This window comes from Pseudoalteromonas sp. SR44-5, from assembly GCF_014163675.1.
Classification (GTDB): domain Bacteria; phylum Pseudomonadota; class Gammaproteobacteria; order Enterobacterales; family Alteromonadaceae; genus Pseudoalteromonas; species Pseudoalteromonas rhizosphaerae.
Genome location: NZ_JACJDT010000045.1, coordinates 1 through 12,113, shown reverse-complemented (window position 1 = coordinate 12,113; position 12,113 = coordinate 1). Strand labels below are relative to the sequence as shown.

Below are 12,113 nucleotides of genomic sequence, written 5' to 3'. Positions count from 1 at the left end.
CACAGTATAAGCAGTCAAATGAAAGAAAATAAAATTGGATTAGTAGCGCTAACCGCGCTGGTATTTAGCGCCATGGTGGGTGCGGGTATATTTAGTTTGCCACAAAATATGGCTGAAGTTGCGGGCGTAAATGCAGTGTTAGTTGGCTGGCTTATTACTGGTGTTGGTATTTTGCTACTTGCTGGATGTTTTTTGCAACTCTCTCGCGCTAAACCTGAACTTGATGGCGGTATTTATATTTATGCCCGAGAAGGTTTTGGCGAGCTTGCTGGATTTTTATCTGCATGGGGCTATTGGCTGTGTGCCACCATTGGTGTTGTTGGTTATTTAGTTGTGGCGTTTGCTGCTTTAGGTGCATTTATTGATACCCCAGAACGCACCCTATTTGGCGATGGTAATACTTTTGCAGCCTTTATCGGTGAATCTATTATTTTATGGGCTGTGCATTTCATTATTGTTAGAGGCATTAAGCAAGCCTCTTTTGTAAACCTACTTGGCACCATAGCTAAAGTGATACCCTTATTATTATTTATAGGCTTTGCTTACGCGTACTTTGACCCTGCAATATTTAAAGCAAATCAAAGTAATGTCAGCGTGAAAACTGATTTTATTGAACAAGTAAAAAACACTATGCTAATTACTTTATGGGTGTTTACTGGCATTGAAGGTGCGGCAGTTCTTTCGGCTCGAGCTAAAAACCGTAAAGACATAGGCCTTGCCACATTTATAGGCGTGATTGCTGCGCTAATTTTATATATAGCCATCACTATGTTGGCATTTGGGTTAATGAGTCAGGCCAATATTACAGAGCTTAGTAACCCTTCAATGGCAGGTATTATGGCAATGATAACAGGGACCAGTGGTAAAGTTATTATTAGCGCGGGACTTATTGTGTCTGTATTAGCCTCTTATTTAAGTTGGATTATTTATGCTGCAGAAGTACCTAACAGCGCAGCCAAATATGGCGCATTTCCTAACATATTTAAGCAACAAAATAGCAATGGGACATCTATTGCATCACTGACCTTAACCAGCCTAACTGTGCAACTTTGCTTAGTGCTTATTTTATTTACCGGTAAAAGCTATAACACTTTAGTTCTTGTTTCTACGTCCATGATATTAGTGCCTTACTTTTTAGTGGCCGCTTACATGGTAAAAGTAGCCTTTGCAAAAAAGCTTTCTGTTGCTATTAAGCTGATGGGCTTTGGTGCCAGTATTTATGGACTATGGCTAGTATATGCTGCGGGGCTAAACACGCTGCTGCTATCTCTTATTTTATACATTCCTGGCATCATGCTATTTATGTATAGCCGTAAACAATTTAAGTTAAATAAAAATGCTTAAAATCAGTGCATTAAAAACATTCACCCGAGTTCAGGTTAAGCCTTTTAATGAAATTTTAAATAAGTAGGCACTAAAAAAGCCGAGCATACAGGGTTATGCTCAGCTTAAGCCTAGGAAAATATAATCACTACTGTTTAGTAATAAGTAGGTTCATATTGTCCTTATCTGGGCCAATCACTTTAAACGTATAATTACCTGATTCGGTAATACTCAGCGCTATATTGCCACCTATCACTTCAAGCAACATTATCTCGTTAATATTAACTATTGGTGCATCGCCTACCCCGCCGTAGTCCACAGTGTTCCAATCTTCAGAGGCTATTTTAAACTCATAATCACCGGCATCTAAATCAAGTGATGTACTATAAATAGCATTCCCTTGATAGATTAGGGGGTTGTCGGTACCCCAGCCATTTAAGCTGCCACGTAAGTAAACTTGAGTGTCTGCAAACATTTGCGCATTAAATACACTCAGCGTGGGTGCATTCAAATCACTGGCATCAAAAATGAACTGATATTCGCCCTCGGTTGCAACATCCATCGTCATATTAGCGCCTTTAACAGCTAATAACTTATCTTCGGCAACGGTTACGATTGCATCCGCTTCACCGGAACCATAATCAACGGTATCCCAATCTTCAGAAGCAATTTTAAATTCATAACTACCTACACTGAGAATTTTAGTAAAGGTATAAACGCCTTTACCTTGATAGATTAACTCATCACTGGTGCCCCATTCATTTAAGCTGCCACGAACAAATACAGGTGTGCCAACGAATCGTTCTTCGTTATAAATTCTCAGCGTTGGATTGTCTTTATCGCTGGCATCAAACGAGAATACATAAGTTGCATCAATTGCGGCATTAAAGGTCATATTCGCGCCACTGCGCATTAAAGGCTCGGTTTGATTTTCCAACACTGCTTTATCAGCATCAGACAGCGCGCCAAAATCCACACTCGACCAATCTTCAGAGGCAATTTTAAATTCATAATCTCCCGCAGTTAAAGTAATAGCGATACGGTATTCACCATTGCCCATATACTCAAAGCTGTCAGCTGTGCCCCAATCATTTAAACTACCTCGCACATATACTGTGGTGCTGCCAAAAGGCACTACGTCTGGCGCGCCCACTGTTGCATTCGCACTTAAGCCTACACCTTGGTTCTCGCCTTGTGGTTTTACAAATACCGCGATTGTATAAGCTGGGACTGTAAATGTACCGTCGGTTTCACTGGCAGTAAAACTCACTCCAGACATACTGCTATCGGTGCTGTTTTTAAGTATTGGATGTAATTCAAACCCAGCAGCGGTTGGTACTGTATGTGAAAGCGCTTGCTCAGTTGCATTAATTACTACTACGAGCGCGTCAACTTGGTTATCTAAATCTGCAAAACCTTGACCGTCATCAATGCTCATTACAATCAAACCATGTTGCTGGTTTTTACCAACATTGTGAAAACCTACACGGTCAATAACATCTTGCTCTGTGGTTAATCTAAATAATGGGCTGCTACTACGAATAGCTAAAAACTCTTGGAACACATCCCCTGCGTAAGCGATATCTTGCGGCTGTGCAGCAGCTTGTGGATTACCTGAGACCTTAATGATTTCAGGCCATTTCTGTTGGTTTTTCTCAGTATTAGGTAAACCAATATTCCAATTATTATTTTCTTTCGTTAAATCTACCGCATTAAACCAATCCCCTGCATTGTAACTGTCACGATCCATTGATTTTGAGCGTAGTAAATCAGCCCCAAGTTGCATAAACGGGATACCTTGGCTTACTAATGGAATTGCTAATGCCATATTATGCGCACGCACTCGTTGCTCAATACTCATACTTGTTGCATGTTTATATTGCAGTTGATCCCATAAGGTTTCGTTATCGTGCTTTGATACGTAGTTAATGCTGTCAGCAGGGTCTAAAGCATAAGCCGTCGGCTGAGTATTCCAGCTAAAGCTATTACCTTTTGCCGAATTACCTTTAAAGTCTTTCAGGATATAGTTTTGTAAATTACCCGCCAGTGATAAACGCAGAGTATCTTGGTCTGCTAAATTACCATCGGTCGGGTTATTGCTAAACATAGCACCACCGCGCACAGCCTCACGGATGCGGTCATTGAATGTGCCAACTTCAGAGCCAGCCATATCAGCTTGCTTAGCTTGAGTGAACAATCGGTTATTAGCGACTTCACCAAAATCCCAGCCTTCGCCATAAAAGTAGTTGTCAGGGTCAACAGCTTGCACCGCTTCACGCGCTGCTAAAATTGATGATTTAGGCATGTGCCCCATAACATCAAAGCGAAAGCTATCGTAGCCAAAGTCGCGAGCAAGTATGACTAGTGAATCGCTAACAAACTTGTCCATCATCACATGTTCAGTCGCGGTGTTTTCACAACAGGTTGAACGCTCGATATCGCCCGTTACTTCGCTGTATCTGTGGTAATAACCCGGTACGAGTTTATCAAACACTGACTTTTCCCAAATGCCTGATGACGTTGTATGGTTGTATACCACATCAAGAACCACGCGAAGGCCGATCTCTTGAAGTGACTGTACCATGGCGCGTGTCTCTTTAACCCGGGCAACCCCTTCACTGCTTGATGCATACGAACCTTCTGGGGCAATAAAGTGATGCGGGTCGTAACCCCAGTTAAAACCGTCTAAATCACGCATCGCGCTGGCAAGTGCTTGAGCATCATCAGAACCCGGAAAGTAGCTTTGCATTAAATCAGCAATGATGCTGTTTTTATTTTCGATTTTACAAGCATCGGCGGCATCGTCTATTCGCTCACATAACTTACCTAGAGTGTCAGTGACTTCAACGCGCTTATCCGCATCTTCTTCAATGGTGCCAATGTCTGTTACAGGGAGTAAGTGAAAATGCGTTAAACCTTTGTCAGCTAGTTGCTTAAGGTGCTGCATAGGGATGCTTTCAAGCTCAGTAAATGCTAAATATTTACCTTGGTTTGCTGCGCTTACTGACGTATCGCGAATACTAAAATCACGTACATGACCTTCATAGATAATGGCATCTTCCGGGTTGGTAATTGTTGGTACACTGCGCTCATCCCAGCCTTGTGGTTTGGTATCGTCATCATTTAAGTTGATCAACTGCGAATACAGGCCATTGCTTGATACATTCAGTGAGTAAGGATCGGTACTCCATAAACTTTCAATCGCTTGAGTAGTAGGGTGGTAAACATCAAACGCATAGCGGTAATAATGACGGTCGTATTTGCTGTCTAAACTCACTGACCAAATACCTGTATTGCTGTCTAACGTCATGGCAGTGCTATGTACTTGTGCTTTATCGGCGTCAAATACATTAAGCATCATATTGCTAGCGGTTGGTGCCCATACTGAAACATCAATTGCATTGTTATTATAATGCACGCCTAGCATGGCTTCATTTGCGTCGTTTTCACCTTGGGTGTAAAGTGCATCAAGGGCTTTGGCGGTTTGCACAAAACTTGCTTCAAGTAGCTTGCCTTCTGCATCGTAGCCCGCTACAACGAGCTGTTGTTTTATAAGTTGTTTTGCAGTAGCGGCATCCCAATTACCTTGATAGGCAGTCCAATCTGTTAAGTGCGGTACTTTCGCTGCTTGTGCATCGGTTAAACTCGTTGCCATTAATTCAACGGTTTCACCATTTAAGCCAGTATCAACATCAACAACCAAATCGGCAGCAGCTGATGAATGCAGCTTAATAATCTGCGTAAGCTCATTGCTTGGCTTATACAGCACAGTATTTAAATCAATCCAGTGTGCTGATGCACCGTCAATTGCAACCGGGCGTTCGCCAAGCGCTTCTACTGGGTATTCAAATACTGTTGGCTCACCATCAAAGGTAAAGTTCATACGTACAAAACGCTCGTCGTCCTGCATCAGTGGCATGGTTAAATCCACATCACCATGGGCTTTACCTGAACCTTCTGTGCCAATATGAATAATAAAATTAGCGCACTCGGTATAACCGTCTTTTAGCGCGACAATCCAATAAGCTCCATAGTTTGGATCGACACCATTATATTCATGGCCATTAGCCCAATCGGTGGCATCAAACGGCGGCGCGTAAGCATCACAGCCGTCGGTATTCCAAGAGTGTAAACGATAGCCTTCGTACCCTTCATTCTTATCACGTTTATAAAATAATACGGCTTCATTTTCCCCGGCGAATACCACTGGGTCTGGTAAGTCGGGGTTATAGCCACTGGTACAGCTTTCATTATTTGCATCTGGAAACAGCGGTGCGTCACAAGAGATAGGCTCAGGAGCAACACATTGAGTGCTTGCTGCATTAGGGACTTGCGGTACATCACAAGTCAATAAGGCTTGGCCTGCTTTTACATCGCTACTGCCTGAGCCTCCACAGCCAAACAGTAGTGTTAAGCTCACTGCTAATAGCAAATGAGTCAATTTAGTTATTTTATTCATTATTTATGCTCCAATTTGCTATTAGTGGCTATAGGTAAAACCTAAATAAACCTGACGACCAAAGTACTGGGTAGTACCGGTGATGTTTTCATTGCCAAAGTAACTTTGGGTTGGTTCATCAGTAAGATTATTAACCTGTAGCAACATGCCAAATGAGTCTGTAAATTGATAAGAGGTTTGAAAATCGACCACGGTCTCGGCATCAAAATTAACCACTTGCTCATTGATCGCCACTTGCTCTGAAACAAAGTCTGAGCGGTAACGCACATTAAGGCGGGTTTCAAAATTATCTAAGCTGTAAAATAAAGTGCCGTTTAACACGTTTTTAGACAAACCAGGTAAACCTTGTGTAACCGTTTCACCACCTAAGCTGGTGATAGATTCAACTTCGCTCTCGGTGTATGAATAGCTACCGTTAAACCCAAGGCCATCAAACGGCGCGGGTAAAAACGAAAATACTTGCGTGTAGGCAAGTTCAATACCGCGAATATAACCGCCATTGGCGTTATTTACCGCCGTTGTGTAAGTGCCGTTAGTTGTGGCAACTTGCTCACCACTGACTGGATTTTCTATATAGTCAGGGACGTTAAAACCATTACCTTTAAAGTCAAACCCTTCAATGGCGATGGTATCGATAAACGAATCGATGTTTTTATAAAAACCTGCGATCACTAGCGCACCATCTGACTCATCAAAATAATGCTCGTAAGAGATATCGTATTGGGAGGCATAAAATGGTTTTAAGAATGGATTATTGGTACTTGAGCCGTTAATTTTGCCGCTGGTTTTATCAGCCTGCGCACTGGCGTCCCCCGCTAGGCGATTAATCGGTGGGCGCGACATTACTTTAGCCGCCGCAAAGCGTAATTGCGTATTATCCGTTAGCTGAAAGTTTAAATTAAGGGATGGCAGATAATCGGTATAAGTTGTGCCAAGTACATTAGGTAAATAATTTTTATTTATGATGCCGATACTGTCGGTAATGTTTTGTGCACCGAGTGATAAATCGCCATTAACATTTTCTAAAATAGTGGCCGATTGATCGGTATCAACACGGCGAATACCAATATTACCCAGTACCGGCATAGTACCAATTTCAGTATTAATATTAAGCATGGCGTAGGCTGAAAGCACTTCTTCATACACTGAGCCACTTTGTAGCATGGTCCATGAGTAGTTAGTGGTGTAACCTTGCGAGTCAACTACCCCATCTGCATTACCCCAAGTTTTAACTGGCTCTGGTGCGCCTTCAGGAAACCAAGCATTAAGCGCTTTGTCTAAATCAATCGCCAAATATGATGGGAAATAACTAAAGTCACCTTCCCAGTCAACGACATTTACCATGTCATTGGTTAAACGCAGTGGCGGCTCACTCACTGAAAAATCACCATCATTACCGTATTCAAACACTGAGCGGTTATTGCTGTATTCGCGATCTGAATAACGCGCGCCAAATTCAACAGAGCTAAACCAGCTGTTATTCAGCTCGTATTTAAAATCAAGACGATAAGCGCTTACTTCATCTTCATTTTGATAAGGGTAAATACCGTATTTACTAACCATTACTCGGTCGATATCGCTAAATGCAGCCGCTTGATTAAAGCCTACATCAGGTAAATTTAAACCATTAAGTTGGTAGTTTATTGATACGTTTTTATCTAACACAGGTTCTTCGGCTGAGGCGTCTTCGGCAACCAACGCCCACAATAAGCCATTGCGAAAGTTACTTTTAGCCCGTGACAGCGACACATCAACATTAACGTTTAAACGTTCTGTCACTTGCCAATCGGCGTTAACACCGTAGCTATCTACTTCATCAAAGTCTTGGTTATCATCATTGACAATTTCAACGCGAGTGTAGCCTTTTGAAGTACGATTAACAGAGGCACCAACTACTGAATTTCCCTCTAGCTGAGCGTTTGTATAAGTGGCCGTTGGGCCACCTAATTTCACTCGTAACCCACGGGCAAATGACTCAGTATCAAAGCGTGATAAAAACACGTCCCCTTTTAATTTAAAATTATCCACCGGTGCCCATTCAATCGCCGCCATATAACCGTTACGGGTTTCTTCTCCACCTAAATGCTGAAGCTCAAAACCTTCGCTGATATACTCATTTTCAGGTTTAAGTTCGGGGCCATTAGTATCATTTGCAACACCATCAACGTCTTTATTATCGTTATAGGCAAGGCCAATAAACTGTGTTGCTACGCTGGGTTGAAATAACCGTGCATAACCAAGTGCGACACCTAAAGTATCGTCAAGATATTTACCTTGATAGGAAAAACTAATGCGGTCGCCAAACTCAGTGGCATCGTTCACCTCTGATGCTCGGTCGTTGTACATACCTCTAGCGTTAACCACAAACTTATGTTGCTGATCATTATCAAGCGGGCTAGCTGTTTGCAGTTCTACCGTACCAGCAACACCACCTTCGATAAGCGATGCTTTTGGTGATTTATACACGGCTGCTGAGCTGATCAATTCAGACGGATATTGGTCAAACTCAATACTACGGCTGCCACTAGTTGATACCTGTTCACGGCCATTTAAAGTTGAAAATACAAATCCACCGGACATACCGCGAATGTTGATTTCTGCCGCTTGCCCGCCGGTTCGTACCGCTGAGATCCCCGGTAACCGAGTGAGCGCATCAGCCATAGATACATCAGGCAAAGCACCTAAGTCATCCGCCGATAACTGCTCAGATACCATATCAGTAAAGCGTTTTTGATTAAGTGATTGGATTAAACTACGACTAAAGCCACGCACTTCAATGACTTCAAGATCTTCTTCTAGTTGTGGTTTTTTTACGGTACTTTGCGCGTCACTTTCAACCGCAGCTAATACACTGCTGGCTGCAAACATTGCGAGCATTAACGCACTTAGTTTGAATTTCCCCATGAGCTTTCTACCCTATTGATTTTATAATTGTGTGCTGTTTGTTTTGAAATTGTGGATAAAATAAAACCAATAAAGTGTAACTAAAAAGTAAAATAAGTGTGATGAATACGTATGCAGCAGTAAGGGCAATAGCTAGCAAGGTGAGGAACTTAGTTTAGAAGTGCTGCGATCATGTAGATAACGTAAAATAAATTGACTGACTAACGGAATAACTCAGTCATAAGCCACTATTACACAGGTGAATTAGAAATTGCTAAAAACAGCTTTAAAGGGAAGTAGTAAGGATTAGTTAAGTTTAATAAACTACACCATTAGCACCACCCTTATTGCTAGACCAATAAAAATCACCGCTAATATTTTATCAAACCATGGGGATGATTTAGTAAAAGCAAAGCGCTTCTTTGAAAGCTCTGTCAATGCTGCAACAATCAGATACCAGCCAGTATCAATAGTAAAAACCGTTAAGCACATAATCAAACCGACCTTAAAGCTGAGATTGGCAGGATCTATAAACTGTGAAAACAGGGCTAAAAAGAATACCGCTAATTTAGGATTTAGAAACGCAATAGCAAAGCCGTCTTGCAAGGCTTGTTTTGCACTGCCACTTTGCTGAGCCACTTTTAACTCACTATTACTTGGTTTGGCTAATAAGATTTTAACCCCTAAATATGCCAAGTACGCTGCACCTAAGTAAACTAACACTTGATACACAGTAGGAAATTGCAACATTAGTGCACCGAGGCCAAGTAACGATGCTGCAGCATAAAAACCGACGCCAACACCATGACTCAGCGCTGCCAACATGCCGTTCTTCATACTGCCATGAATGCTGTGTTTTAACACCACAGCCAAACTTGGCCCAGGAGACATTGCACCCATCATACAAATGGCGACTAAGCTTAGCCACAGTGATAACGTCATTTATATTCCTTATAGTTCTTCATTTTCAATAAGTAAGATGTATGCATAAACTTGGCCGTATAATCCTGTAGAGGCGCTAACATTTATTACTTTCCAGCCATCTTGGTTTAATTGATAAATTCGCTCATTAAGTGCGTCAATATCAATACCGCCTCTAAAAAAGCCACGCTGCTTTTTAAACTCAATTATTTTCTGCATGGCTGTATCGCTTATAATTGATACTCAAAATCATAAATGTGTATACCTGCTTCGATGCGAATTGCCATTTTTCCGCTAAGGCCTGCAAGTTCATTACTGCCAGAATCTGGCACCACGTTTAAAATTAATGAATCTTGGCCTTTATCCATAGTGCCAAAATGTTGCAGCACAAAGCTGCCTTGAAGACCTGCAAGTGTGCCAACTACTTGTTCAATTGCCACATAACCGGCACTGCCTTGAGTTGCGGTCATGGCACTGAGCATTTCGCCAGTGCTGGTTGCATCAAGCTCACCTGTAAACGTTTTATCAATCGACATACGACCCAGGTTTACGCCATCAATGCCCTTTGCATAACCTTCAATAGGATTGAGTTTAACGTTAAATTCGCCCGTTACTTTTTCAGTTGTCATGGTTAGTCCCTTAGTTAGTTATTGAAATTATGATTTAAGTAACCATATCTATACCCTATTCATCTAAAAGAATCCACTATGAGCAATAGTAAAACCGAGCAAAAAGACAAAGCTGCTTTTAGTAGTTTAATTCCTATTTTTCAGTTTATTAAGCCGTATAAATGGGTGGTTTTTGCAGCTCTTGCAGCATTACTTGTTACTGCCGGGGTTAATTTATCATTGGGCCAAGGAGTTAAATTTGTTATTGATCACGGCTTTATTGCGGGCTCTCAAGAACAATTAAAACAAGCCATAATCGTGCTAATTGGCTTGATCAGCTTATTAGCCATAGGAACATTCAGCCGTTTTTATTTAATGTCATGGATTGGTGAGCGCGTCAGTAATGATATTCGTAAAGCGGTATTTGATCGCATAGTCACCCTGCACCCGAGTTACTTTGAAGAAAACCGCAGTGGCGAATTAATGTCGCGCTTAACAACCGACACCACTTTGTTGCAATCAATCATTGGCTCGTCATTTTCAATGGCACTGCGCAGCGCTCTGATGCTAGTCGGTGGTTTAGCCATGTTGTTATTTACTAACTTAAAACTCACTTTAGTTGTAGTTGCCTGTGTGCCGCTGGTGTTAGTACCCATGATGATTTTTGGTAAAAAAGTACGCAAACTTGCCAGCTCCAGCCAAGATGCGATTGCCGATATCAGCACTTATGCGGGAGAAATAATTCAAAATATTAAAGTAGTGCAAAGCTATAGCCACGAACAACGCGAACAACACGCTTTTGCACTAGAGACCGAAAAAGCCTTTAACGTTGCGAAAAGCCGTATTAAACAGCGCTCATTTTTAATTGCTGCAGTAATATTTTTGACCTTTAGCGCAATTAGCGTGATGCTCTGGGTAGGTGGCAGTGATGTACTGGCAGGCACAATGACTGGCGGTGAGTTAGGTGCATTTGTGTTTTACGCCATTATGGTCGCGATGTCGGTAGCAACCGTTGCTGAGGTATATGGCGAGCTACAACGTGCAGCGGGCGCTGCGGCGCGATTACTTGAACTGCTCGCGGTTAAAAGTGAGATCACGAACCCTACAGCACCACAAGATCAGTTATTAAATAACAACTCTAACGCTCCAGCCATTAGTCTTGATAAAGTAACTTTTAATTATCCATCTCGTCCTGATGTGAGCGCCTTAAAAACTATTTCATTAACGATTGAACAAGGCCAAACAGTAGCAATCGTTGGTCCGTCAGGTGCTGGTAAAACCACGTTATTTGAATTACTACAACGCTTTTATGACCCTGCTGGTGGCGACATTAAGTTTCATGATATTAATATCAAAGATCTATCCCTTAATACACTCAGAAACAGCATGGGCATGGTGGCACAAAACCCGATTTTATTTAGCTCTGATGTGATGCATAACATTCGTTATGGCAACCCAGATGCAAGCGACGAACAAGTATATGCTGCCGCTAAGCATGCTCACGCGGATGAATTTATTGCACAATTACCTAACGGCTACGAGAGCTTTTTAGGCGAGCAAGGGGTGCGCTTATCAGGCGGCCAAAAACAACGAATTGTATTAGCAAGAGCGATATTAAAAGACCCAGAAATACTGTTACTCGATGAAGCAACCAGCGCTTTAGATGCGCAAAGTGAGCATCATGTACAAGCTGCGCTTGAACATTTAATGCAAAACCGTACTACGCTTATCATTGCCCACCGCCTCGCCACAGTAAAACATGCAGATGTTATTGTGGTAATGGAGCACGGAGAGATAATCGCAACAGGTACTCATCAACAATTGCTAGCGAGTAATCCACTTTATCAAAAATTATGTGAGCTGCAGTTTAATAGGGATTGAAGCGGTAAGCGGTAAGCGGTAAGCGGTAAGCGGTAAGC

General features: G+C 42.0%; 7 protein-coding genes. 2 read left to right on the top strand and 5 right to left on the bottom strand.

Annotated elements, in window-relative coordinates:
• The first annotated feature begins 18 nt into the window (after positions 1 to 18).
• Positions 19 to 1,344 (top strand): basic amino acid/polyamine antiporter, encoded by a 1,326-nt coding sequence (locus tag H5154_RS18455; RefSeq protein WP_182719215.1) that lies wholly within the window; start codon positions 19 to 21, stop codon positions 1,342 to 1,344.
• Between the two features lie 127 nt (positions 1,345 to 1,471).
• Here the strand turns inward: H5154_RS18455 and H5154_RS18450 are convergent, their stop codons facing one another.
• The 5 genes from H5154_RS18450 to H5154_RS18430 form a co-directional block, all read right to left on the bottom strand.
• Positions 1,472 to 5,782, bottom strand: a complete 4,311-nt coding sequence (locus H5154_RS18450; protein ID WP_182719214.1) for an alpha-1,6-glucosidase domain-containing protein — start codon at positions 5,780 to 5,782, stop codon at positions 1,472 to 1,474.
• 21 nt (positions 5,783 to 5,803) lie between these two features.
• A complete protein-coding gene (locus H5154_RS18445) occupies positions 5,804 to 8,686 on the bottom strand; it encodes a TonB-dependent receptor (protein ID WP_182719213.1) in 2,883 nt (960 codons plus the stop codon).
• A gap of 303 nt (positions 8,687 to 8,989) precedes the next feature.
• Complete coding sequence (locus H5154_RS18440; protein ID WP_145241971.1) at positions 8,990 to 9,607, bottom strand: LysE family translocator; 618 nt, start codon at positions 9,605 to 9,607, stop codon at positions 8,990 to 8,992.
• A gap of 9 nt (positions 9,608 to 9,616) precedes the next feature.
• The gene (locus H5154_RS18435) at positions 9,617 to 9,805 is read right to left on the bottom strand and encodes a hypothetical protein (RefSeq protein ID WP_145241973.1); all 189 of its coding nucleotides are present in this window, start codon (positions 9,803 to 9,805) and stop codon (positions 9,617 to 9,619) included.
• 11 nt (positions 9,806 to 9,816) lie between these two features.
• Positions 9,817 to 10,215, bottom strand: a complete 399-nt coding sequence (locus H5154_RS18430) for a DUF3224 domain-containing protein (RefSeq protein ID WP_145241975.1) — start codon at positions 10,213 to 10,215, stop codon at positions 9,817 to 9,819.
• Positions 10,216 to 10,293: 78 nt separating this feature from the next.
• On the opposite strand from H5154_RS18430, the gene H5154_RS18425 reads away from it, so the two are divergent.
• Positions 10,294 to 12,075 carry an ABC transporter transmembrane domain-containing protein gene (locus H5154_RS18425; RefSeq protein ID WP_182719212.1) on the top strand — a complete coding sequence of 594 codons (1,782 nt, stop codon included), beginning with the start codon at positions 10,294 to 10,296 and terminating at the stop codon, positions 12,073 to 12,075.
• Positions 12,076 to 12,113: the final 38 nt, after the last annotated feature.